This window comes from Pseudomonas sp. B21-012, from assembly GCF_024749305.1.
GTDB lineage: Bacteria > Pseudomonadota > Gammaproteobacteria > Pseudomonadales > Pseudomonadaceae > Aquipseudomonas.
This window is the reverse complement of record NZ_CP087197.1, coordinates 1,478,209-1,499,472: the sequence shown is the minus strand read 5'-3', so window position 1 is coordinate 1,499,472 and position 21,264 is coordinate 1,478,209. Positions and strand designations below refer to the sequence as shown.

The window sequence follows — 21,264 nt, the reverse complement described above, 5'->3', positions numbered from 1 at the left end:
CAAACCGCCCGGCGCGCTGCCGGGCGGTCCGTACGGTCAGTCAGCCTGCAGTTGCGCCTGCGTGGCTGCGGGCTTGCGGAACACGAACAACAGGCCGATGACGATCAGCCCCATGCCCAACAGGCTGAGCGCCGCCAGGCGGTTGCCGAAGATCAGGTAGTCCATGACCGCCGTCACTGCGGGCACCAGGTAGAACAGGCTGGTGACATTGACCAGGTTGCCCTTGGCGATCAGCCGGTACAGCAGCAAGGTCGCCAGCAGCGATACCACCAGGCCCATCCACAGCAAGGCGCCGATGAAGCTGTCGGTCAGTTCCACGTGCAGCGGCTGAAACGGCGCGAATACCGCGCACATCAACAGCCCGGCGATGTACTGCAACGGCAGGGTACCCATGGGGTTGCTGGTGATGCGCTTTTGCATGATCGAACCGCAGGTCATGCTCATCAGCGCCAGCAAGGCAAACAGCATCCCGGCCAGCGACACGCCACCGAGGTTGATGCCCTGGTAGACCACCATGATCAACCCGCTCAAGCCCAGGCCCAGGCCGAACAACCGGCTCCAGGAGCGCTGGCGCTCCATCAGCACCACGGTAAGGATCGGTTGCACGCCCATGACCGTGGCCATGACCCCGGGGGTAACGTGGGTGTTGAGCGCCAGCAGGTAGAAGATCTGGTAGGCGCCGAGCAGCACGCAACCGGTGGCCAGGGCTTGCAGCAGCGCCGGGCGGCTGCGCGGCCAGTGCAGTTTGAGCAACGGGCTGAGCAACAGCAGGCCGGCCAGGGCCAAGGCCGAACGCAGCAGCAGGAAGGCAAACGGGCTGGCGTGGGCCAGGCCGAGCTTGGAGACGATCGCCCCGCTACTCCAGAGCAGGACGAACAGGCTGGTAGTGGCCGCCGAGGCCATAGATTGTTTCGATAGAACAGACATGAATGCCACCTGTAATTCGGGCAGATAAGCCGAACGGCGCTACCCGCGAGGGGCAGCCAACCGTATTCAGTAGGGTGCAGGTGTGTGGGGACGCAGCGATTGGCCGCTTAGCCCAGCACTACCACCGCTGGCGGTGCAACGATGCACACGACCACGCTACTGACAGGTGGTGGGTAGTGACTGATCATGGCCGGCTGCTGGCTCGCGCGCGCAACGACAACCGCGTCAGGCGCGGTAGCGAATACGGTGGCTGGGCAGGAAGCTGGCATGAGCAGGTCTTCGGTGAGGGTGAAGTGGGTCTGACTATAGCGGTGAGTTTATCGCGAGGCAAGTCGGGTCGCCGCACCGCCGCACCGGTGGGAGCGGCGGTGCGACGCCTCGACTTGCCTCGCGATGCTGTTTCAGAACAACCAGCGATACAGCAGGTAGGCCACCACCACCGCCAGCACCGGACGCAACACCCGATAGGCCTTGGGATTGGCACGCTTGAACTGCTTCACGCGGCTGCTGATGACATTGCTGAAGCGCTTGCTCCAGGCATAGGCCTGGTTGATCCCGCCCACGCGCTCGTCGTCGGTGTTCTGCGGCGCGGTGGCGCGGCCGAGGAAGGCACTGACCTTGCGGTTGATGCGGGTCATCAGTGGGCTGTTGAGCGGGCGCTCGACGTCGCAGAAGAGGATCACCCGGGTGGTCTCGGTTTCGTTCTTGACCCAGTGCACGTAGGTCTCGTCGAACATCACGTCCTCACCGTCGCGCCAGGCGTACATCTGGCCATCGACGTAGATCCGGCAGTCGTCGGAGTTGGGCGTCGACAGGCCCAGGTGATAGCGCAGGGAGCCGGCGAACGGGTCGCGGTGCGGGTTCAGGTGGCTGCCACCGGGCAGCAGGGCGAACATCGCGCCCTTGACGTTGGGAATGCTGTTGACCAGCGCGACGGTCTTCGGGCACAGCGTCTCGGCCGAAGGTAGCGGCTTGTCGTACCACTTCAGGTAAAAACGCTTCCAGCCCTTCTTGAAGAACGAACCGAAGCCGGCGTCGTTGTCTTTCTCGGCGGCGCGGATGTAACCCTCGTCGAACAGGTGCATAGCCTCTTCGCGGATCACTTCCCAGTTGTCCTTGAGCACGTCGAGCTCGGGGAAACGGCTGCGGTCCAGGTACGGCTTGGACGGCACACCGGAAAACAGGTACATCAGGGCGTTATAAGGGGCGAACAGCGCCGAATGGTTGACGAACTGGCGCAACATTGGCAAACGCGCCTTGCCGCGCAGGTGCACATACAGTGTGCTGCCGAAGAACAGCAGCAGTACACCTGCCTTGGCGACAAAGGAAAAGGTCATGCAACACTCCTTGGAATTTCGATCAGGCCATCGCTGCCGGATTAATCGAACATATTAACCGATCCAGCCCTGCTGAAAACCTGCAGGGCCGGGATTCAGTGTTAAGGATTGTGCAACAAACAGCGGCGCCGGTTATTGCCCGGGATCAGCGCCGCGGCGACTTACTGCTGGTTTTCCTGCTCGGTGAACAGGTCGGCAAACAGCATGCTCGACAGGTAGCGCTCGCCCGAGTCCGGCAGGATCACGACGATGGTCTTGCCCTGCATTTCCGGTTTTTCCGCCAGGCGCACCGCTGCGGCCATGGCCGCCCCGGAGGAAATCCCGCAGAGGATGCCCTCCTCCTGCATCAGGCGCAGGGCCATGGCCTTGGACTCCTCGTCGCTGACCAGCTCGACCTGGTCGACCATCGACAGGTCAAGGTTCTTCGGCACGAAACCGGCGCCAATGCCCTGGATCTTGTGCGGGCTGGGCTTGATCTCTTCACCGGCACGGGCCTGGGTGATCACCGGCGAGCCGAGCGGCTCGACCGCCACCGACAGAATGGCCTTGCCCTGGGTCTGCTTGATATAGCGCGACACCCCGGTAATGGTGCCGCCGGTGCCGACGCCCGCCACCAGCACATCGACCGCACCGTCGGTGTCGTTCCAGATCTCCGGGCCGGTGGTCTTTTCATGGATCGCCGGGTTGGCCGGGTTCTCGAACTGGCCGGGCAAAAAGTACGCCGACGGGTCGCTGGCGACAATTTCGCTGGCCTTTTCGATCGCGCCTTTCATGCCCTTGGCAGGCTCCGTGAGCACAAGCTCGGCGCCCAGGGCCTTGAGCACCTTGCGCCGTTCGATGCTCATCGACGCCGGCATGGTCAGCAGCAACTTGTAGCCACGGGCGGCAGCGACAAAGGCCAGGCCGATGCCGGTGTTGCCCGAGGTCGGCTCGACGATGGTCATGCCCGGCTTGAGTTTGCCGCTGCTTTCGGCGTCCCAGATCATGTTCGCGCCGATCCGGCACTTGACCGAATAACCGGGGTTGCGCCCCTCGATCTTGGCCAGCACGGTGACGCCGCGGGGGGCGATGCGGTTGATCTGCACCAGCGGCGTATTGCCGATGGAATGCGCGTTGTCAGCAAAGATACGGCTCATGGCGGGGGTCCTTTTATGCACCGGGCGGAAAACTTCAAGGGTAAGCCTGCTGCGCCAGTGCGTCCACAACCGGCGAACCCCTGAGGCTGACAGGGGTCAACCGATCACTACCTTGCCGGGAACCGCCGCCGATGAAACGCCGCTATCGCTGGCCCTTGTGGGGGCTGCTGGGTATCACATTGTTACTATTGGCCTTGCACCTGACCCTGCCGCTGCTGGTGCGCAACTACCTCAACGACAAGCTGGCCGACATGGGCGACTACCGCGGGCAGGTCACCGATGTCGACCTGGCGTTGTGGCGCGGCGCCTACAAGATCAACGGCCTGAACATCGTCAAGACCAGTGGCAAGGTGCCGGTGCCCCTGCTTGAAGCGCCATTGATCGACCTCTCGATCAGCTGGCATTCGCTGTGGCACGACCAGGCGGTGGTCGCCGAGGTGACCTTCCTCAAGCCGCAGCTGAACTTCGTCGACGGCGCCAGCAAGCAGAGTTCACAGACCGGCCAGGGCACCGACTGGCGCCAACAACTGGAAAAACTGCTGCCGATCACCCTCAACGAAGTGCGCATCGAAGACGGCACCTTGAGTTTTCGCAACTTCAACTCCAGGCCGCCGGTCAACCTCAAGGCCACCCAACTCGATGCCAGCATCCGCAACCTGACCAACGTCGAGGACCGCAAGGGCCGCCGCGATGCCACGTTCGACGCCAAGGCCCGGCTGCTGGGCGATGCCAGTGTCGAAAGCAGCGCCACCTTCGACCCGTTTAGCGACTTCGACGACTTCAAGTTCCGCCTGCGCGCCACCGCTATCGAGCTGCGCCGGCTCAATGACTTCGCCAGCGCCTATGGCAAGTTCGACTTCAATGCCGGCCACGGCGACCTGGTGATCGAGGCGCAAGCGCAAAACGGCCGGCTCACCGGCTACATCAAACCGCTGCTGCGTGATGTCGATGTGTTCAACTGGCAGCAGGACGTTCAGAACCAGGACAAGGGCTTTTTCCGCTCGATCTGGGAAGCACTGGTCGGCGGCAGCGAAACCGTGCTGAAGAACCAGGGCAAGAACCAGTTCGCCACCCGCGTGGAACTCAGCGGCAGCGTGCATAAAAGCGATATCAGTGCCTTCGAGGCGTTTTTGCAGATATTGCGCAACGGCTTTGTCCAGGCCTTCAACGCCCGTTATGAGCAAACGCCGCCCAAGGCTGACTGAGTCACCGAGTGACGGTCCATTCAGAGACTGAATGGGCCGTCTGCGTTCCCACTCGCCCGGAGCCCGCGTTATAGTCGTGCATGACAATTTTTCCGCCAGGGGCCATGTACCCCCGGCGCTACGTTAGAGGATCGGTTCATGAAGTTCGAAGGCACCAGCGCTTATGTCGCTACAGACGACCTGAAACTGGCGGTCAACGCGGCAATCACCCTGGAGCGACCGCTGCTGGTCAAGGGCGAGCCGGGCACCGGCAAGACCATGCTCGCCGAACAGCTGGCCGAATCCTTTGGCGCCAAGCTGATCACCTGGCACATCAAGTCGACCACCAAGGCCCACCAGGGCCTCTACGAGTACGACGCGGTCAGCCGCCTGCGTGACTCGCAACTGGGCGTCGACAAGGTCCACGACGTGCGCAACTACCTGAAGAAAGGCAAGCTCTGGGAGGCCTTCGAGTCCGAAGAGCGGGTCATTCTGCTGATCGACGAAATCGACAAGGCCGACATCGAGTTCCCCAACGACCTGTTGCAGGAACTCGACAAAATGGAGTTCTACGTTTACGAGACCGACGAGACGATCAAGGCCAAGCAGCGCCCGATCATCATCATTACCTCGAACAACGAAAAGGAACTGCCCGACGCCTTCTTGCGCCGCTGCTTCTTCCACTACATTGCCTTCCCTGACCGCACCACCCTGCAGCAGATCGTCGATGTGCACTACCCGAACATCAAGAAGGACCTGGTCAGCGAAGCGCTGGACGTGTTCTTCGACGTGCGCAAAGTGCCGGGCCTGAAGAAAAAACCGTCGACCTCCGAGCTGGTCGACTGGCTCAAGCTGCTGATGGCCGACAACATCGGCGAAGCGGTGCTGCGCGAACGTGATCCGACCAAGGCCATCCCGCCGCTGGCCGGGGCCCTGGTCAAGAACGAACAGGACGTGCAGTTGCTCGAGCGCCTGGCCTTCATGAGCCGTCGCGGTAACCGCTGAGCCGGGAGCAATAGCCATGCTGCTCAATCTGTTCAATGAAATGCGCGCGGCCAAGGTGCCGGTGTCGGTACGCGAGCTGCTTGATTTGCTCAATGCCCTCAAGCAGCGCGTAACCTTTGCCGACATGGACGAGTTCTACTACTTGTCGCGGGCCATCCTGGTCAAGGACGAGCGTCATTTCGACAAGTTCGACCGGGCGTTCTCGGCCTACTTCAAGGGCCTTGAGAACCTCAACCAGCACCTGGAAGCCTTGATTCCCGAAGACTGGCTGCGCAAGGAGTTCGAACGCTCGCTGAGCGACGAGGAACGCGCGCAGATCCAGTCCCTGGGCGGCCTCGACAAGCTCATCGAAGAGTTCAAGAAGCGCCTCGAAGAGCAAAAGGAACGCCATGCCGGCGGCAACAAGTGGATCGGCACCGGCGGCACCAGCCCGTTCGGCTCGGGCGGTTTCAACCCCGAGGGCATCCGCGTCGGCGATGCCGGCAAGCGCCAGGGCAAGGCGGTCAAGGTCTGGGACCAGCGCGAGTACAAGAACCTCGACGACCAGGTCGAACTGGGCACGCGCAACATCAAGCTGGCCCTGCGCCGGCTGCGCAAGTTCGCCCGCCAGGGCGCGGCCGAAGAGCTGGACATCGACGGCACCATCGACCACACCGCCCGCGATGCCGGCCTGCTCAACATCCAGATGCGCCCGGAGCGGCGCAACAGCGTCAAGTTGCTGCTGCTGTTCGACATCGGCGGCTCGATGGACGCCCACGTGAAGATCTGCGAAGAACTGTTCTCGGCCTGCAAGACTGAGTTCAAGCACCTGGAGTACTACTACTTCCACAACTTCGTCTACGAGTCGGTGTGGAAGAACAACCTGCGCCGCACCTCCGAGCGCACCTCGACCCTGGATTTGCTGCACAAGTACGGCGCCGACTACAAGGTGGTGTTCGTCGGTGACGCGGCCATGGCGCCCTACGAGATCACCCAGCCCGGTGGCAGCGTCGAGCACTGGAACGAGGAAGCCGGCTACGTGTGGATGCAGCGCTTCATGGAGAAGTACAAGAAGCTCATCTGGATCAACCCCTACCCCAAGGACACCTGGGGCTACACGGCGTCGACCAACATCGTGCGCGAGCTGGTCGAGGACCGGATGTTCCCGCTGACCTTGCGTGGGCTGGAAGAAGGCATGCGGTTTTTGTCCAAGTAACATCATCGCGGGTCAAGCCCGCTCCTACCCCCTGTAGGAGCGGGCTTGACCCGCGATGAGGCCCGCTCAGCCAACAAACCTTTCAAGAAACGCCCGCTGCTCAAGCCACGCCATCTCCTGCACCACCGGCCTGAAGCGCACTACACTCCCCGGCAGCAATTGCGCCAGCCGCGCCAACGCCAACGGCGTCAACGCCCCCAATCGCGGATAGCCACCAATGGTCTGACGATCATTGAGCAGCACGATCGGCTGGCCATCCGGCGGCACCTGCACCGCGCCCAACGCAATCCCCTCGGAAATCATCGCCGGCCCCTGGTAGTGCAACACCGGCCCGAGCAAGCGCATGCCCATGCGATCAGCGCGGCTGTCGAGGGTCCAGTCGCGGTTGAACGCTTCAAACAGGCTTGTGCCGCTAAAATCGCCGATCTGCGCGCCGAGCAACAGATCAAGCGGCGACCTGTCGGTAAAGTCCGGCCACAACGCTTCCGGCACTTCTTTGAGCGCCGCTGCCACACCGGCGTATTCCAGCGCTTGCCCCTTGGCCAGCGGCGAGCCCAAACCATCCAGCCCGCCGAGCGCTTCACGTACCACGCTGGCACAACTGCCCAGTACCTGCGGCGCCTTGAAGCCACCCGGCGCAGCGATGTAGGCACGGGCGCCATGCTGGGGCGCATTCAGGCGCAAGCGCTGGCCCTTGCCCATGCTGAAGCTGCGCCAGGGCTTGAGCGGCTGGCCATCGAGGCGTGCGTCGAGGTCGGCGCCGGCCAGGGCCAGGCAACAGTCCTGCTCGGCAATCAGGCTGAAACCACCGAGGGTGACCTCGACCACCGCGGCCTCGGGCGCGTTGCCCAGCAGCCAGTTGGCCCAGCGCATCGACACCCAGTCCAGCGCCCCGCCCTGGGTCACGCCCAGGTGGCGCACGCCAAAGCGCCCGGCATCCTGCAGCAGGCACAGCGGCGTGCTGGCCTCGATCGACAAGCAGCTCATGCCTGTGCCTCCAGCGGGGTATCGTCGCCGCCCAGGTTGATGAAGGTGGCGCGCTCAACCGCCACGAAGCGCACCCGGTCACCCGGCTGCAACAGGCTGTAGCCATCACGCAGGCGGTCAAAAAGCTTGCTCGGGGTGCGCCCGATCAGGTTCCAGCCGCCGGGAGAAACCGCTGGATAAGCGGCGGTCTGGCGCTCGGCAATGCCCACGCTGCCGGCCGCCACGCGTTTGCGCGGGGTGGCCAGGCGCGGCGCGGCCAGGGCTTGTTCGACCAGGCCCATGAAGGCGAAGCCGGGGGCAAAGCCCAGGGCGAACACCTGGTACTCACGCTCGCTGTGGCGGCGAATGATGTCGGCCACCGATGTGTTGCAACGCTCAGCAAGCAGTTGCAGCTCCGGGCCGACACTCGGGTCATACCACACCGGAATCTCGTGCTGGCGGCCTGCGCTGCCAGGGTCCGGCTGCAAGTCGGTGAGCGCTTGCCGAATACAGGCCTGGGCCTCGGCCGGTGACAGCTGGAGCAGGTCAAACTGCACCATCAGCGTGGTATAGGACGGCACCAGGTCGACCAGGCGCCCGGCAAAGGCGCTGCGCAGGCGCTGGCTGGCGGCAAGCAGCCAGGGCATGTTGCCTTCATCGATCTGATCGAACAGGCGCACCATCAGGCAGTCGATGGCCACTACTTCAATACGGTAATTCATGGCACCGCCTGGGCATCGAGGGCCTGACGGATCTGCCGCACGGCGGCGATCGAGCTGTCGTTGTCGCCATGCACGCACAGGGTATCGGCCTGCAGCAGCAACGCGCTGCCATCGCTGGCGCTCAGCGCCTCGCCGCGGGCCAGGCGCAGGGCCTGCTCGACAATCATCGCCGGATCATGGTGCACCGCCCCCGGCAAGCGCCGCGACAGCAAGTGGCCGCTGGCGTCGTAGGCGCGGTCGGCAAAGGCTTCGAACCACAGGGTTACACCGTACTCATCGCCCAAGGCCTGGGCCGCGCTGTTGTCGGCGGTGGCCATCAGCATCAGCGGCAACTGCCGGTCATAGGCGGCCACGGCTTCGAGCACGGCACGCAGCTTGAGCGGCTCGGCCATCATGTCGTTGTACAGCGCGCCGTGGGGTTTGACGTAGGCAACCCGGGTACCCTGGGTACGGCAAATGCCGTCCAGGGCGCCGATCTGGTAATGCAGCAGATCGCGAATCTCTTCGGCGCTGCAGGCCATGGAGCGGCGGCCGAAGCCGGCCAGGTCCGGGTAGGCCGGATGGGCGCCGATGCGCACCTGGCTGGCAACCGCCAGGGCCACGGTCTTGCGCATGATCCCGGGGTCGCCGGCATGAAAACCGCAGGCAATGTTGGCGCAATCAACATAAGGCATGACCTGGGCATCCAGGCCCATGGTCCAGCTGCCAAAACTTTCACCCATATCGCAATTCAATAACAGGCGGCTCACGTGTGACACTCCTTCAGGCTCGGCCTTAATGGGCTTCTAATTGTTTGCCGCGGGTTTCCGGCAGGCTCAAGGCTGCCAGAATTACCACTCCGTAGGACACTGCGGCAAATCCGCCGATGCCCAGGCCCAGGGGAATCTTCTGGCTCAGCAAGCCGATCAGCAGCGGGAAGAACGCTGCCAGCGCGCGGCCGATGTTGTAGCAAAAGCCCTGGCCCGAGCCACGGATGCGGGTGGGGAAGAGTTCGGTGAGAAACGCGCCCATGCCGCTGAAGATCCCCGAGGCGAAGAAGCCCAGGGGGAAGCCCAGCCAGAGCATGACGCCATCGCTGACCGGCATCTGGGTGTAGAGCAGGACAATGATGAACGAACCGACGGCGAAGAGGATGAAGTTCTTTTTCCGGCCCAGCAGGTCGGTGAGGTAGGCGCTGATCACATAGCCGATGTAGGAGCCGAAGATCACCATCGCCAGGTAGCCGCCGGTACCCAGTACGCTCAAGCCGCGCTCGTTCTTGAGGAAGGTCGGCAGCCACGAGGTGATGGCGTAGTAGCCGCCCAGGGCGCCGGTGGTCAGCAGCGAGGCGCGGATCGTGGTGAAGAGCATGCCCGGGGCGAAGATTTCATAAAAATGCGACGGCGCTGCGGTCTTTTCCGCGGCCTTGGCCTGCTGGTAGATCTCCGGGTCCTTGACCAGGCGGCGAACGAAAATCACGAACACCGCTGGCACGATGCCCAGCAAAAACAGTGCGCGCCAGGCATCTTCCGGCGGCAACAGCGAAAACAGCACGGCATACAGGATCGCCGTCAGGCCCCAGCCGATGGCCCAGCCGGACTGCACCATGCCCACTGCCTTGCCACGGTCCTGGGCGCGGATCACTTCGCCGATCAGCACGGCGCCGGCGGTCCATTCGCCGCCAAAACCGAAGCCCATCAGAGTGCGGGCGATCAACAGCTGCTCGTAGTTCTGGGCAAAGCCGCAAAGAAAGGTGAAGAAGGCGAACCACAGCACCGTCAATTGCAGGGTGCGCACGCGGCCGATGCGGTCGGAAAGGATACCGGCGATCCAGCCGCCCAAGGCCGAGGCGATCAGGGTGCTGGTGTGAATCAACCCGGCTTCGGCGGTGCTGATGCCCCACAGGGCGATCAGGGTGGGGATGACGAAGCTGAGCATCTGCGTGTCCATGCCATCGAGGCCGTAGCCGATCTTGCAGCTCCAGAAGGTCCGGCGTTCCTGCTTGTTGATGTTGCGGTACCAGTCGAATGGCCCCGCCACTGACCTGGCTTTGACCTGTTGCTGCACGCCCGATGGGTTCATGGTTGCCTCAGCTTGTTGGTATTGTTTTAACGACGACAACATGTGTCGCGGCTTGAGGATCATTTTTCGACGCCCGCAGGTTGTCGTCCAACGAGAAAAACCAGCTGTCTGGCATAAGAAAAACTTGATCAGTGAGCGCGCCATGAACCTCAAATTCCTCGAAACCTTCGTCTGGGTCGCCCGCCTCAAGAGCTTTCGCCTGACCGCCGAAAAGCTCTTCACCACCCAGGCCTCGATCTCCAGCCGCATCGCCGCGCTTGAGGCCGATCTCGGGGTCAGGTTGCTGCTGCGCGACTCACGTGGCGTGAGCCTGACCCCGGAAGGCAGCAAGGTGCTCGAGTACGCCGAACAGATGCTCGACACCGCCAAGGCCCTCAAGCAATCGCTGGACAGCGACCGGGCCAAGGTCGGGCGCATTCGCATCGGCGTGATGGACACGGTAATCCACACCTGGATGAGCCCGCTGGTGGCGGAGTTGATGGAGCGCTACCCGCAGGTGGAAATCGAGTTGATCGCCGATACGGCGCTTAACTTGCGCGAACAACTGCAAAAAGGCTTTCTCGATGTAATCCTGCAAACCGACCTGTTGCGCCAGGAAAGCATCCGCAGCCTGGACCTGGCGCGCTACCCCATGGGCTGGATCGTCGCCAGCCAGTCAATCTACAACCGCGACTACGCCTCGCTGGCGGACCTGGCCCGCGAGCGCATCGTGACCTTTTCGAAAAATTCCCGCCCGCACCAGGAAGTGCTCAGCCTGCTGCAGGCCGAAGGGGTAGGCGCGCCACGGCTGAACTGCGTGAATTCGGTGGCGGCGATCACCCGGCTGTTGCGTGATGGTTTTGGTATTGGCGCCCTGCCACCGGCGCTGGTCAGCGAGGAACTGGCCCGTGGCGAGCTGATCCTGCTGCCGCTGGCCCAACAGCCACCGAGCCTGGAGCTGGTGGTGGCCTGGCAGACCGGCGTCGAGCTGGTCGACGAGGTGGTGCAACTGTGCCGCAACGTGCTGGAGCGCTACGCCCGCGATGCCGGGCCGCAGCGCATCGTGCTGGTTTAGCGCCAGCTCTCCTGCACCGCCTTGCGCCGCCCGCCGAGGGCCACCCAGCCGAGCAACAGCAGCAGGCTTTCGACCACCAGCGCCAGCAGCAGCGCGCAGCTCAGGCCCCAGGCCAGGGCCTCGGGGTTAAGCAGAATCTGGTAGCGGTAAGCGTTGAGGGTTTCTTCGCGCAGTTGCGGGTTGGCGGTAACCAGCACATGCCAGGTTTTCGCCAGCCACGGGCCCTGCACGATCTGCCATTCCTGCTCGAACTGGCGGTTACGGATCAACAGGCTCTCGATGCTGTTGGCATCGCTGGTGAACACCGGGTCGTCGCTGCTGCGGTAATGGCGCACCAAGGCCTGCAGGTCGCCGTTGAAAAAGCGCTTGGCAGTGTCTTCAAAGCCTTTGAGTCCTTCACGCGATTCAAGCAGGTGCGCCTCGACCCGCTGGCTGTAATCGACGATATAGCCCGGCACCTGCAACCCGACCAGCAAACCGCAGGTAAACAACAGCAAGCGCAGGTAACTTCTGAACATGGGGCTGATCCTTAGCTGGCCTGGCCTTCGGCGATGCATTCGCCACGGCGCCACAGGGCCCACTGGCCAGGTGCGTAGCGATGCCAGGTTTCGTTCTCGGTGAGGGCCTCGGTGGCGATCACCGTGACCACATCGTTAGGGGTGGTTTCGGCCTGGAAGTCGACGATCATGTCGACGTCCTTCAGCCGTGCCGGGCCAAACGGCGCTCGGCGGGTGATGTGCACCAGCTTGGTCGAACAGAAGCAGAACAGCCAGTCGCCATCGCTGAACAGGCAGTTGAACACGCCCTTGCCACGGTATTCGGCGCAGGCCTCGACCAGCACCGGCAGCAATTGCTCGACCTCGACCGGTTCGGGGAAGGCTTCGCGCACGCGGTTGAGCAGGTCGCAAAACGCCGCTTCGCTGTCGGTGTCGCCAACCGGCCGATAGAAGGTCGCCTGGCCCTTGAACTCGCCGAGCTGGCCGTTGTGCGCAAAGCACCAGTTGCGCCCCCACAGCTCGCGCACGAACGGATGGGTGTTGGACAGGCAGACCTTGCCGACGTTGGCCTGGCGAATGTGGCCGATCACCACCTCGCTCTTGATCGGGTAGCGCTGCACCAGGTTGGCGACTTCCGACTCGCAGCTCGCCGCCGGGTCCTGGAACAGGCGCAGGCCACGGCCTTCGTAGAAGGCGATGCCCCAGCCGTCACGGTGCGGGCCGGTGCGCCCGCCGCGCTGCATCAGCCCGGTGAAGCTGAAAACGATGTCGGTCGGCACATTGGCGCTCATGCCCAGTAATTCACACATGCTTGGCTGCTCCGGGCAAAGGCTACAGGCGCGGCTCGACCCGCGTGCCACTGCCGCCCAGCGGCGCTGCAGGTGGCGGGTTACGGTAGCGGTCGCTGCGCTCGGCGGCGAACGGCTCATCGCTCACAGGCTCGTCCGCTTCACGTTGCGCGGCGGCTTGCGCCTGCTCGCGGCGGGCCCTGGCACGGCGCTCGAGCGGCCAGCGGATGAGCACGAACAGCGCATACAGGGCAAAGGCAATCATGCCGTACATGGCCAGGTCGGCTGCGGCGCGCAGGGCGTTGTTGCCGACCTTGAACAGGGTGTCGAGGGCGGCAATGGCGATGGCCGGGGCGAACTTTTCTTTCACCGGGTCGACAATGGTCGGGGTCAGCAGCAGCACCGCCATCAGCACCCGCAGCGGTTCGCGCAACCAGCGCCACATCCATGAGGTCAGGCGAAAGCCCACCAGCAGGCATCCCAAGGCGGCAAGGGCGTAGAGGCCCCAGGCGAGCAGATAGTCGTTCTCGGTCATGGTGTCCGTGGCAAGCTAGGCAAATAGACGCTTATGATAAACACTTTTCCGCGCGCAGGCGCCCCCCAGCCAAGAGAACCCCGCATGTCCGCAGACGCCACCGCTCCCCGTGCCCCGATTGCCCGCAAGGCCGAAGGTGCCGATCCCTATGCCTGGCTGCAGCAGCGCGACACCCCCGAGGTGCTGGCGTACCTGAACGCCGAGAACGCCTATCAAGAGGCGCAGCTGGCCGCTCAGGCGCCGCTGCGCGAGCAACTGTTCGAAGAAATCAAGGCGCGCATCCTCGAAACAGACCTGTCGCTGCCTTCGCCCTGGGGCCCGTACCTGTACTACACGCGCACCACCGCCGGTGACGAATACGCCCGCCACTACCGCTGCCCGCGCCCGGCCGACGATTCCAACACGGTCGATGAAAGCCGCGAAGAGCTGCTGCTCGACCCCAATGAACTGGCCCAGGGCGGCTTTCTGTCCCTCGGTGCCTTCAGCATCAGCCCCGACCACCAGCGCCTGGCCTACAGCCTGGACACCACGGGCGACGAAATCTACACCCTGTACGTCAAGGAACTGGCCAGCGGCGCCATCGAGCAACTGCCGTTCGAGGACTGCGACGGCAGCATGACCTGGGCCAACGACAACCAGACGCTGTTCTTCGCCGAGCTGGACGACACCCATCGCCCGCACAAGCTGTTGCGCCATCGCCTGGGCAGCGGCAGCGTTGCACCAGTATATGAAGAAACCGACGGTCGTTTCTTTCTGCACTGCTACCGCGCCAGCTCCGAGCGCCAGCTGATCCTGCTGCTCAACAGCAAGACCACCAGCGAAGCCTGGGTGCTCGACGCCGAACATCCCGAGCAGGCCTTCACCTGCCTGGCGCCGCGGGTCGAGGGCCACGAGTACTACCCCGACCACGGCCAGCTCGAAGGCCAGTGGCGCTGGTTCATCCGCAGCAACCAGGACGGCATCAACTTCGCCCTGTACCAGGCCCAAGCCGATAGCGTGCCGAGCCGCGAACAATGGCAACTGCTGGTGGCCCACCGCGACACGGTGATGCTCGAAGGCCTGACCCTCAACGCCAGCGCCCTGACCCTGAGCCTGCGCGAAGGCGGCCTGCCGATCATCGAGGTGCGCCCACAAGGCCTGCCTGCCTACCGCGTCGAGCTGCCAGACGCTGCCTACAGCTTGTACGTGCAGGACAGCCTGGAGTTTGTCAGCCCGCGCATCCGCCTGCGTTACCAATCGCTCAACCGCCCGGCCCAGGTACGCCAACTGGAGCTGGCCAGCGGCGCCCAGCAAGTGCTCAAGCAAACCCCGGTGCTCGGCCCGTTCGACCCGGATGCCTACGTCAGCCAGCGCCTGTGGGCCACTGCCGCCGACGGCACCCAGGTGCCGATCAGCCTGGTGCAGCGCCGCGCCGACGTCGGCAAGCCGGTGCCGCTGTACCTGTACGGTTATGGCGCCTATGGCGAAAGCCTCGACCCGTGGTTCTCCCACGCCCGCCTGAGCCTGCTCGAACGCGGCGTGGCCTTCGCCATCGCCCACGTGCGTGGCGGCGGCGAGCTGGGTGAAGCCTGGTACCGCGCCGGCAAGCAGGAGCACAAGCACAACACCTTCGGCGACTTCATTGCCTGCGCCGAACACCTGATCGCCCAGGGCGTTACCTGCGCCGGGCAACTGGCGATCAGCGGCGGCAGCGCCGGCGGCCTGCTGATCGGTGCGGTGCTCAACCAGCGCCCGGAGCTGTTCAAGGCGGCGATTGCCGAAGTGCCGTTCGTCGACGTGCTCAATACCATGCTCGACCCGGAACTGCCGCTGACCGTCACCGAATACGACGAGTGGGGCAACCCCGAGGAACCCGAGGTGTACGAGCGGATCAAGGCCTACGCACCCTATGAAAACGTCCGCGCCCAGGCCTACCCTGCCCTGCTGGTGATCGCCGGTTACAACGACAGCCGCGTGCAGTACTGGGAAGCGGCCAAGTGGGTGGCGCGGCTGCGGGTGACCAAGACCGACGACAACCTGCTGCTGCTCAAGACCGAAATGGGCGCCGGCCACGGCGGCATGAGCGGGCGCTACCAAGGGCTGCGCGATGTGGCGCTGGAGTACGCGTTCGTATTTAACGTGCTGGGCGTGGTGTAAATCGGAAAATTTGTTGTCTGAGTCACCGCCCGCCCCTGTAGGAGCGGGCTTGACCCGCGATTATCAGACACCACAAAACTAAAAGAACGACGTCAATGCCTGAACCCACCCACCTCAACAACGAAATCCGCGACATGCTCATGGACTGCGGCCTGTTCGACCAGTTGCTGCCTGTCGACTTCCAGGCCGCCGCCGGCTATTTCAGCATCAGCAGCATGAGCGAAGGTGAAGAAATTTTCCGCGAAGGCGATGCCGGCACCTTCATGTGCATCATCCACCACGGCGTGGTGTCGGTACGCAAGACCGACGCCGAGCAGCGCCAGGTCGAAATCGCCACCCTGCGCAAGGGCCGTGCCTTCGGCGAAATGGCCGTGCTCGACGGTGAACGGCGCTCGGCCAGTTGCATTGCCGCCAGCGACTGCCAACTGCTCAACCTGGGCAAGGACTCGCTGGAAAAGATGCTCAACGACGCCCCGAAGATCGCCGCCAAGATCATCCGCGCCCTGGCCGTGGCCTTGTCGCGGCGCCTGCGCATGCAGGACGGCCAGCGTCTGGCGCAGCAGGTCTAGTCGCCCTTGCCCTTGCTGTTGTCCGGATTCAGGCCGGGCAACGGCTGGTCCTTGGGTGGAGCGGGCAGCGGCATCGGCGGCAGCAATGGCGAGCCCGGTCGCGCATCACCGGCCCGCGGCGGCGTACTTGGCGTCACCTGCGGATAGGGTGTTGGCGTGGCGGTGCCTGGCGCCCCCGGCACCGGCGTGGCCAGCCGCGGTTGCAGCTCGGCGGCCACGGTGCTTTGCAGGCTGGCACAGATCAGTACGGCAATGATCGCGTAACGCATGCGCAGGCTCCTTGAGGGTCCTGGCTACAGGCTACTCCCACCGCGCACGGTTTGCCTGTCCGAATTGCCCGCCATCGGGCTAAACTTCAAGGCATAACCGTAACAAGCCCGAGAAAAGGTAATCCCATGAGTTCGTCATCCTCTGCCGCCGCCACCGCACGGCTAGACCGCATCCTCGCCGACGCCAAGCGCGACAAGGAAATGGGCTACCGTGACAAGGCCCTGCGCATGTACCCGCACGTGTGTGGCCGCTGCGCCCGCGAGTTCGCCGGCAAGCGCCTGAGCGAGCTGACCGTGCACCACCGTGACCACAACCACGACAACAACCCCCAGGACGGTTCCAACTGGGAGCTGCTGTGCCTGTACTGTCACGACAACGAGCACTCGCGCTATACCGACCAGCAGTACTTCAGCGAAGGCTCGACCAGCAGCCCGAGCATCGCCAAGGCCACCCACAATCCGTTTGCGGCCCTGGCCGGGATGCTGAAGAAGGACTGAAGCGCCCACAGTCGCCGGCAAGCCCGTATAATCGCGTCTTTTTTGCGAAGGGCCCCGGCACGTGGCGAACAAACGGTACAGCTGCATTGGTCTGTTCAACCCCAAGTCAGCAGAGAACGTCGGTTCGGTGATGCGCGCCGCGGGTTGCTACGGCGTCAACTCGGTGTTCTACACCGGCAAGCGCTATGAGCGCGCCCGCGACTTCGTCACCGACACCAAGCGGGTGCACTACGACATTCCGCTGATCGGTATCGACGACCTGCAGAAGATCATCCCCCTGGGCTGCACGCCGGTGGCGGTAGAGCTGGTCGACGGCGCCCGGGCGCTGCCCGAGTACACCCACCCGGACCGCGCGATCTATATCTTCGGCCCCGAAGACGGCTCCCTCGACCCGAGCGTGCGGGCCTGGTGTGAAGAGACCATCTACATCCCGACCAACGGTTGCATGAACCTTGCCGCCACCGTCAACGTGGTGCTCTATGACCGCCTGGCCAAGGGCCTGAACACCCGCTCCGGGCCGAAATTCAAGTAAGCCGACTGAACAGCCCGCCCTGCCCGGCGGTCTGCTGTAGACCATCGTCCCTACTGGAGAATGACCATGACCGAGAAACAGACGCTTATCCCGGCCAATTCAGCGCATATGGCCAGCGATCAGAATGTCCACGGCTGGGAGCGCGCAGGTTCGGTTGCCACCGGGGTGATCATGGTCGGCAAGGGCCTGCGCCGTGGCGGCCTGTTCGGCTTGATTCAGGTGGCCATCGGCGGGGTTGCCCTGGCCCGTGGCATCACCGGCCACAGCTCGGTGAAAAGCCTGATCGAGCGCGGCCGCAGCGACCTGGACAACATCCGCAGCAAGATCGAACGCAGCGGCGCCGAGCTGCAAGCGCTCAAGGCCAACGCCGAAGCCGCTACCCGTGGCACCACGGTGACCGGCAACGACGCGCTCAATGACCCCAAGCCTTAACGCAGCAGCTTGCTCTGCAGCACCTCGGACGACTTGCCCAGCACGCTTTCGCTGAGCTGGATGAACTCGGCGGTGCTGACGCTGTTCAGGCGCATCATCGCCCGGGTGACATCGTCCAGTGAGCGCTGGTTGTGGGTGTGCAGGCGGATTTCCTGGTCAAGTGCGCGCAACAGCAGCACGCCACGGGCGATCACCGCGCTGTCGACCTGCTCGCCGCGCAAGCTGCTGACCTTCTTGCCACTGCGTTCAAGGCTCGCCTGCAGGGCCTGGTAACGCTCGTCGGTCATGCCGCCGGCGCGGCGCAGCAGTTCGCTGGCGTAGTACTCGGCCAGGCTTTCGCTGATCCAGTCGCTGGCCTCGCGATCATTGATTTGCGCAAACACATGCACCAGCTCGCGCAGCACCGGGCTTGAGCCGTTCTCAGCGACCAACGGACGGCTGCTGTGCAGGTAGATGGAGTTGTGCCCGGCGCGAGCGCCGCGCCACAGTTCATCGCGGGCCCCCACCAGCAACAGCTTGGGCGGGTTGCGCGGGAACACCGCCTGCAGCTGTGGCCAGACGAAGGTCAGCAGGGTCAGGTTGTCCAGCCGGCGCATGCCCTGGCCTTGGGGTGCGGCGACACTGACTTCGGTTTCGCCCAGGCGCGCGCGGCGGGTGCCGACGGTGCCGGCGAGCATCCAGCCGGTCGGGCGGTCGAACAGGCGCGAAACGTTGTCGATGCGAAAACGCTGCTTGCCGATGCGCGGCCACGGCGTCTCGACGCTTTTCCAGCCCTTGGGCAGCTCGAAGCTCAGGCGTGCCACCAGTTCGGTGCCGTCGTGCTGGTCCAGGCGTGCCGGCGGCACCAGGTCATCGCCGCGAAACAGCGCCCAGTCCGGGGTCATGCGGGTTTCATAAGCGCCGCCCTTGAGCCGCTGGCTCAGGCGTACCTTGTAGGTGAGCTGGCTTTTGCCCGGCGCCGGTTGCCAGTGGCCACGCTGATCGTCGCCCTGCAGCTGCCACTGGCCGTCGGCCTTGAACTCGCTGTAGGCGCCGTCCTTGCCCAGGTCGAAGTCCAGGCTGCGCACGCTGGCGCCATCGGCCAGGGTCAGGCGCACTTCGGCCTGCTCGCTTTCTGGCAGCAAGCGCACGTGGTAATCCAGATCGACTTTTTTCGCCCAGGCCGGCGAACTGGCCAGCAGGCCCAGCACCAGCCACCCATGGCAACGCACACGCATACAGAAACTCCTTGTTCCGCCAAACGCGCTGTCCGACAACCCTCTGCGAGGCTCAGCCGGCGCGGAAAATCAGATAGTCTTCCCAGTCGTCTTCATCGACGCTGTCTTCGCTGAGCATGCGCCCGGATTGTGAAATCCGTTGCTTGTGCACCTGCTCGCGGTCGCCACACACCAGGTGATGCCAGTCGGGCAGATCCTTGCCCTCGCTGACCAGGCGGTAACCGCAGGTGGTCGGCAGCCATTTGAACTGGTCGGCCTTGCCCGGCGTCAGCTGGATGCAGTCGGGCACGATCTGCATCCGCTGCGGGTAATCGCTGCACTGGCAGGTCTTGAGGTCCAGCAACTTGCAGGCGATACGCGTGTAATAGACGCTGTTGTCGTCTTCATCTTCAAGCTTTTGCAGGCAGCACAGGCCACAGCCGTCACACAGCGACTCCCACTCTTGCGGGTCGAGTTGCTCGAGGGTTTTACGCATCCAGAATGGATTGGCGTTGGCAGTCATGTCGCGGGTGTCCTGTTTCAATTCGTATGCGGCGGCGCGGCGGCGCCAGTCTAGGGCCTGTCACCGGCCATTGCCAGACCGCTTGTCAGCGCTCATATGACACAGTAGTTTGACCAGCGGTCACCTACCCAACTTCAGGAACTATTGATGAGTGCAAATCCTCGCGTTGCCGATCATGCCATCAACGAACAGTTCATCCAGCGCTGGTCGCCGCGCGCCTTCACCGCCGAGCCGATCGACCAGGCCACCCTGCTGAGCTTCCTTGAAGCCGCACGCTGGGCACCGTCGGCCTACAACTCGCAGCCCTGGCGCTTCCTCTATGCCCGCCGCGATACGCCGAACTGGGAACGCTTCCTTGGCCTGCTCAACGAGTTCAACCGCAGCTGGGCCCAGCACGCCTCGGCGCTGGTGATCATCATTTCCAAAACCAGCTTCACCGCGCCGGGCGCCAGCGAAGAAACCCCGGCCCTGTGGCACACCTTCGACACCGGCTCGGCCTGGGGACACCTGGCGCTGCAAGCGAGCCTGAGCGGCTGGCACACCCATGGCATGGCCGGTTTCGACCAGGAACTGACCCGCAAGGAGCTGAAGATCCCCGAAGGCTACGCCCTGCACGCGGCAGTGGCGATCGGCAAGCTGGGCGACAAGTCGACCCTGGCCGAAGGCTTGCAGGCGCGGGAAGTGCCGAGCCCGCGGCGGCCGTTGAGCGAGTTGGCGGCTGAGGGTGATTTCAGCCTTTGATGGGTTTCGCGGGTCAAGTCGAGACGTTTAATAGCCGCGCTGAAAGTCCACTTCCCCGCGCAGCCCTTGACCCGCCTGATACGCCCGCAAGTTCTCGACAAACAAGCGCACCATCGCCGAAGGCGATGTCGGTGCCGAGCTGTGCCCGGTCAGCAGCAAGCCCCAGGCGGTCCAGAACGGATGGCGCTGGGGCAGCGGCTCCTGCCGGCAGACATCGATCACCGCACCGGCCAGATGGCCTTTCTTCAAAGCCTCGACGAGGTCGCCATCGACCACCGCCACACCGCGCCCGGCATTGATGAACAGCGCCTCGGGGTTGAAGCGCTGAAACAACGCGGCGTCGTACAGGTCATGGGTTGCCGGGGTATCGGGCAGCAGGTTGATGACATAATCGACCTCGCCGACCAGACGCCCCAGGTCGTCAAGGCCGGCCACTTCGATAAACGGCGCCTGCTCACGCGGCTGGCTGGCGATGCCGTACAACTGCACGCCAAACGGAACCAGAAACTGCGCCACCTGCTGGCCGATATCACCGGTGCCGACGATCAGCGCCCGGCGCCCTTGCAGGCTGCGTCCGGGGCGGTCATCCCACTTGCGCTCGACCTGGCTGACCAGGCGCGCCAGTACCTCGCGCTCGTGGCCGAGCATGTAGGTGAGCACATACTCGGCCATGACCTGGCCAAAGATGCCCACCGCCCGGGTCAGGCGGTAGTCGCGCTGCAGGCCGTCAGCCAGCAGCGGGGTGATGCCGGCCCAGGTCGACTGCAGCCACTGCGGCTGGTGGCCCTGGCGCAGCAAGGTCGCCAGCAGGTCCGGCTGGCCCAGCCACACCGGGCTGGCGGCGGCCATCCGCGCAAGCTCGGCCGAATCGCCACTGTTCAGGACCTCCAGGTCCGGTGCCATCTCGCGCAACAGCCGAGCGTAGAGGGCATGATCCTGTTCAGCGATCAAAACACGCATG

General features: G+C 64.0%; 24 protein-coding genes. 10 read left to right on the top strand and 14 right to left on the bottom strand.

Annotated features, from left to right (window positions below; translation table 11 throughout):
- Window positions 1-36 precede the first annotated feature (36 nt).
- The 3 genes from LOY37_RS06880 to cysK all read right to left on the bottom strand — a co-directional run bounded on the left by LOY37_RS06880 (window position 37) and on the right by cysK (window position 3,400).
- Window positions 37-927: a DMT family transporter gene (locus LOY37_RS06880; protein ID WP_258716520.1), complete on the bottom strand. Its 891-nt coding sequence runs from the start codon at window positions 925-927 to the stop codon at window positions 37-39.
- 401 nt (window positions 928-1,328) lie between these two features.
- Window positions 1,329-2,264 (bottom strand): aspartyl/asparaginyl beta-hydroxylase domain-containing protein, encoded by a 936-nt coding sequence (locus LOY37_RS06875; RefSeq protein ID WP_258716519.1) that lies wholly within the window; start codon window positions 2,262-2,264, stop codon window positions 1,329-1,331.
- A gap of 161 nt (window positions 2,265-2,425) precedes the next feature.
- Window positions 2,426-3,400 (bottom strand): cysteine synthase A, encoded by a 975-nt coding sequence (gene cysK, locus LOY37_RS06870; protein ID WP_045193464.1) that lies wholly within the window; start codon window positions 3,398-3,400, stop codon window positions 2,426-2,428.
- A 131-nt stretch (window positions 3,401-3,531) separates the two neighbouring features.
- Between cysK and LOY37_RS06865 the strand changes: the two genes are divergently transcribed.
- The 3 genes from LOY37_RS06865 to LOY37_RS06855 all read left to right on the top strand — a co-directional run bounded on the left by LOY37_RS06865 (window position 3,532) and on the right by LOY37_RS06855 (window position 6,784).
- A complete protein-coding gene (locus tag LOY37_RS06865; protein WP_258716518.1) occupies window positions 3,532-4,605 on the top strand; it encodes a DUF748 domain-containing protein in 1,074 nt (357 codons plus the stop codon).
- Window positions 4,606-4,743: 138 nt separating this feature from the next.
- Window positions 4,744-5,589, top strand: coding sequence for a MoxR family ATPase (locus LOY37_RS06860; RefSeq protein ID WP_038996581.1), 846 nt, complete (start codon window positions 4,744-4,746; stop codon window positions 5,587-5,589).
- A gap of 16 nt (window positions 5,590-5,605) precedes the next feature.
- Window positions 5,606-6,784 (top strand): VWA domain-containing protein, encoded by a 1,179-nt coding sequence (locus LOY37_RS06855; RefSeq protein ID WP_045193466.1) that lies wholly within the window; start codon window positions 5,606-5,608, stop codon window positions 6,782-6,784.
- Window positions 6,785-6,850: 66 nt separating this feature from the next.
- Here LOY37_RS06855 and LOY37_RS06850 read toward each other — a convergent pair whose 3' ends face one another.
- From LOY37_RS06850 to LOY37_RS06835, 4 genes are read right to left on the bottom strand one after another with little or no spacing between them, the layout of a single operon-like run.
- Entirely contained in the window at window positions 6,851-7,771 is a 921-nt protein-coding gene (locus LOY37_RS06850) for a biotin-dependent carboxyltransferase family protein (protein ID WP_258716517.1), read from the bottom strand.
- Window positions 7,768-8,472, bottom strand: a complete 705-nt coding sequence (pxpB, locus tag LOY37_RS06845; protein ID WP_258716516.1) for a 5-oxoprolinase subunit PxpB — start codon at window positions 8,470-8,472, stop codon at window positions 7,768-7,770. Before pxpB ends, LOY37_RS06850 begins: the two co-directional genes overlap by 4 nt.
- Complete coding sequence (locus tag LOY37_RS06840; protein ID WP_082075365.1) at window positions 8,469-9,221, bottom strand: 5-oxoprolinase subunit PxpA; 753 nt, start codon at window positions 9,219-9,221, stop codon at window positions 8,469-8,471. Before LOY37_RS06840 ends, pxpB begins: the two co-directional genes overlap by 4 nt.
- A 25-nt stretch (window positions 9,222-9,246) precedes the next feature.
- Entirely contained in the window at window positions 9,247-10,533 is a 1,287-nt protein-coding gene (locus LOY37_RS06835; RefSeq protein ID WP_045193471.1) for an MFS transporter, read from the bottom strand.
- Between the two features lie 142 nt (window positions 10,534-10,675).
- On the opposite strand from LOY37_RS06835, the gene LOY37_RS06830 reads away from it, so the two are divergent.
- Window positions 10,676-11,587 carry a LysR family transcriptional regulator gene (locus tag LOY37_RS06830; RefSeq protein WP_258716515.1) on the top strand — a complete coding sequence of 304 codons (912 nt, stop codon included), beginning with the start codon at window positions 10,676-10,678 and terminating at the stop codon, window positions 11,585-11,587.
- Here the strand turns inward: LOY37_RS06830 and LOY37_RS06825 are convergent.
- From LOY37_RS06825 to LOY37_RS06815, 3 genes are read right to left on the bottom strand one after another with little or no spacing between them, the layout of a single operon-like run.
- Window positions 11,584-12,105, bottom strand: a complete 522-nt coding sequence (locus tag LOY37_RS06825) for a DUF2937 family protein (RefSeq protein WP_093386196.1) — start codon at window positions 12,103-12,105, stop codon at window positions 11,584-11,586. The two genes, LOY37_RS06830 and LOY37_RS06825, sit on opposite strands and share 4 nt — an antisense overlap.
- 11 nt (window positions 12,106-12,116) lie before the next feature.
- Window positions 12,117-12,893 (bottom strand): class II glutamine amidotransferase, encoded by a 777-nt coding sequence (locus LOY37_RS06820; protein WP_045193474.1) that lies wholly within the window; start codon window positions 12,891-12,893, stop codon window positions 12,117-12,119.
- A gap of 22 nt (window positions 12,894-12,915) precedes the next feature.
- A complete protein-coding gene (locus LOY37_RS06815) occupies window positions 12,916-13,407 on the bottom strand; it encodes a hypothetical protein (protein ID WP_045193475.1) in 492 nt (163 codons plus the stop codon).
- Window positions 13,408-13,491: 84 nt separating this feature from the next.
- Here LOY37_RS06815 and LOY37_RS06810 point away from each other — a divergent pair, with 84 nt between their 5' ends.
- Both LOY37_RS06810 and LOY37_RS06805 read left to right on the top strand, forming a co-directional pair.
- Complete coding sequence (locus LOY37_RS06810; RefSeq protein ID WP_093386205.1) at window positions 13,492-15,543, top strand: S9 family peptidase; 2,052 nt, start codon at window positions 13,492-13,494, stop codon at window positions 15,541-15,543.
- A 95-nt stretch (window positions 15,544-15,638) separates the two neighbouring features.
- Window positions 15,639-16,112, top strand: a complete 474-nt coding sequence (locus LOY37_RS06805) for a cyclic nucleotide-binding domain-containing protein (protein ID WP_045193477.1) — start codon at window positions 15,639-15,641, stop codon at window positions 16,110-16,112.
- On the opposite strand, the gene LOY37_RS06800 is transcribed toward LOY37_RS06805, so the two are convergent.
- Window positions 16,109-16,381: a hypothetical protein gene (locus tag LOY37_RS06800; RefSeq protein ID WP_213602137.1), complete on the bottom strand. Its 273-nt coding sequence runs from the start codon at window positions 16,379-16,381 to the stop codon at window positions 16,109-16,111. The genes LOY37_RS06805 and LOY37_RS06800 overlap by 4 nt on opposite strands.
- Before the next feature lie 126 nt (window positions 16,382-16,507).
- On the opposite strand from LOY37_RS06800, the gene LOY37_RS06795 reads away from it, so the two are divergent.
- The 3 genes from LOY37_RS06795 (at window position 16,508) to LOY37_RS06785 (ending at window position 17,843) form a co-directional block, all read left to right on the top strand.
- Window positions 16,508-16,879 carry a YajD family HNH nuclease gene (locus LOY37_RS06795; RefSeq protein ID WP_038996595.1) on the top strand — a complete coding sequence of 124 codons (372 nt, stop codon included), beginning with the start codon at window positions 16,508-16,510 and terminating at the stop codon, window positions 16,877-16,879.
- A gap of 61 nt (window positions 16,880-16,940) precedes the next feature.
- Entirely contained in the window at window positions 16,941-17,411 is a 471-nt protein-coding gene (locus LOY37_RS06790; RefSeq protein WP_093386219.1) for an RNA methyltransferase, read from the top strand.
- A 66-nt stretch (window positions 17,412-17,477) separates the two neighbouring features.
- Entirely contained in the window at window positions 17,478-17,843 is a 366-nt protein-coding gene (locus LOY37_RS06785) for a DUF2892 domain-containing protein (RefSeq protein ID WP_093386224.1), read from the top strand.
- Here the strand turns inward: LOY37_RS06785 and LOY37_RS06780 are convergent.
- Window positions 17,840-19,054, bottom strand: coding sequence for a hypothetical protein (locus LOY37_RS06780; RefSeq protein WP_045193703.1), 1,215 nt, complete (start codon window positions 19,052-19,054; stop codon window positions 17,840-17,842). The genes LOY37_RS06785 and LOY37_RS06780 overlap by 4 nt on opposite strands.
- Before the next feature lie 58 nt (window positions 19,055-19,112).
- Window positions 19,113-19,562 (bottom strand): YcgN family cysteine cluster protein, encoded by a 450-nt coding sequence (locus LOY37_RS06775; protein ID WP_045193480.1) that lies wholly within the window; start codon window positions 19,560-19,562, stop codon window positions 19,113-19,115.
- Between the two features lie 147 nt (window positions 19,563-19,709).
- Here LOY37_RS06775 and LOY37_RS06770 point away from each other — a divergent pair, with 147 nt between their 5' ends.
- Window positions 19,710-20,303, top strand: coding sequence for a nitroreductase family protein (locus tag LOY37_RS06770; RefSeq protein ID WP_045193482.1), 594 nt, complete (start codon window positions 19,710-19,712; stop codon window positions 20,301-20,303).
- 27 nt (window positions 20,304-20,330) lie between these two features.
- Here the strand turns inward: LOY37_RS06770 and LOY37_RS06765 are convergent, their stop codons facing one another.
- Window positions 20,331-21,263 carry a D-2-hydroxyacid dehydrogenase gene (locus LOY37_RS06765; RefSeq protein ID WP_045193705.1) on the bottom strand — a complete coding sequence of 311 codons (933 nt, stop codon included), beginning with the start codon at window positions 21,261-21,263 and terminating at the stop codon, window positions 20,331-20,333.
- Between the last annotated feature and the right edge of the window lies 1 nt (window position 21,264).

What these genes read in the sequence shown, in the direction of transcription:
- LOY37_RS06795 (WP_038996595.1), top strand. Translation starts at nt 16,508, where the DNA reads ATGAGTTCGTCATCCTCTGCCGCCGCCACCGCACGGCTAGACCGCATC.
- LOY37_RS06875 (WP_258716519.1), bottom strand. Translation starts at nt 2,264, where the DNA reads ATGACCTTTTCCTTTGTCGCCAAGGCAGGTGTACTGCTGCTGTTCTTC.
- LOY37_RS06820 (WP_045193474.1), bottom strand. Translation starts at nt 12,893, where the DNA reads ATGTGTGAATTACTGGGCATGAGCGCCAATGTGCCGACCGACATCGTT.
- pxpB (WP_258716516.1), bottom strand. Translation starts at nt 8,472, where the DNA reads ATGAATTACCGTATTGAAGTAGTGGCCATCGACTGCCTGATGGTGCGC.
- LOY37_RS06825 (WP_093386196.1), bottom strand. Translation starts at nt 12,105, where the DNA reads ATGTTCAGAAGTTACCTGCGCTTGCTGTTGTTTACCTGCGGTTTGCTG.
- LOY37_RS06860 (WP_038996581.1), top strand. Translation starts at nt 4,744, where the DNA reads ATGAAGTTCGAAGGCACCAGCGCTTATGTCGCTACAGACGACCTGAAA.
- LOY37_RS06835 (WP_045193471.1), bottom strand. Translation starts at nt 10,533, where the DNA reads ATGAACCCATCGGGCGTGCAGCAACAGGTCAAAGCCAGGTCAGTGGCG.
- LOY37_RS06815 (WP_045193475.1), bottom strand. Translation starts at nt 13,407, where the DNA reads ATGACCGAGAACGACTATCTGCTCGCCTGGGGCCTCTACGCCCTTGCC.
- LOY37_RS06770 (WP_045193482.1), top strand. Translation starts at nt 19,710, where the DNA reads ATGAGTGCAAATCCTCGCGTTGCCGATCATGCCATCAACGAACAGTTC.
- LOY37_RS06865 (WP_258716518.1), top strand. Translation starts at nt 3,532, where the DNA reads ATGAAACGCCGCTATCGCTGGCCCTTGTGGGGGCTGCTGGGTATCACA.
- cysK (WP_045193464.1), bottom strand. Translation starts at nt 3,400, where the DNA reads ATGAGCCGTATCTTTGCTGACAACGCGCATTCCATCGGCAATACGCCG.
- LOY37_RS06880 (WP_258716520.1), bottom strand. Translation starts at nt 927, where the DNA reads ATGTCTGTTCTATCGAAACAATCTATGGCCTCGGCGGCCACTACCAGC.
- LOY37_RS06785 (WP_093386224.1), top strand. Translation starts at nt 17,478, where the DNA reads ATGACCGAGAAACAGACGCTTATCCCGGCCAATTCAGCGCATATGGCC.
- LOY37_RS06775 (WP_045193480.1), bottom strand. Translation starts at nt 19,562, where the DNA reads ATGACTGCCAACGCCAATCCATTCTGGATGCGTAAAACCCTCGAGCAA.
- LOY37_RS06830 (WP_258716515.1), top strand. Translation starts at nt 10,676, where the DNA reads ATGAACCTCAAATTCCTCGAAACCTTCGTCTGGGTCGCCCGCCTCAAG.
- LOY37_RS06810 (WP_093386205.1), top strand. Translation starts at nt 13,492, where the DNA reads ATGTCCGCAGACGCCACCGCTCCCCGTGCCCCGATTGCCCGCAAGGCC.
- LOY37_RS06850 (WP_258716517.1), bottom strand. Translation starts at nt 7,771, where the DNA reads ATGAGCTGCTTGTCGATCGAGGCCAGCACGCCGCTGTGCCTGCTGCAG.
- LOY37_RS06855 (WP_045193466.1), top strand. Translation starts at nt 5,606, where the DNA reads ATGCTGCTCAATCTGTTCAATGAAATGCGCGCGGCCAAGGTGCCGGTG.
- LOY37_RS06805 (WP_045193477.1), top strand. Translation starts at nt 15,639, where the DNA reads ATGCCTGAACCCACCCACCTCAACAACGAAATCCGCGACATGCTCATG.
- LOY37_RS06765 (WP_045193705.1), bottom strand. Translation starts at nt 21,263, where the DNA reads ATGCGTGTTTTGATCGCTGAACAGGATCATGCCCTCTACGCTCGGCTG.
- LOY37_RS06800 (WP_213602137.1), bottom strand. Translation starts at nt 16,381, where the DNA reads ATGCGTTACGCGATCATTGCCGTACTGATCTGTGCCAGCCTGCAAAGC.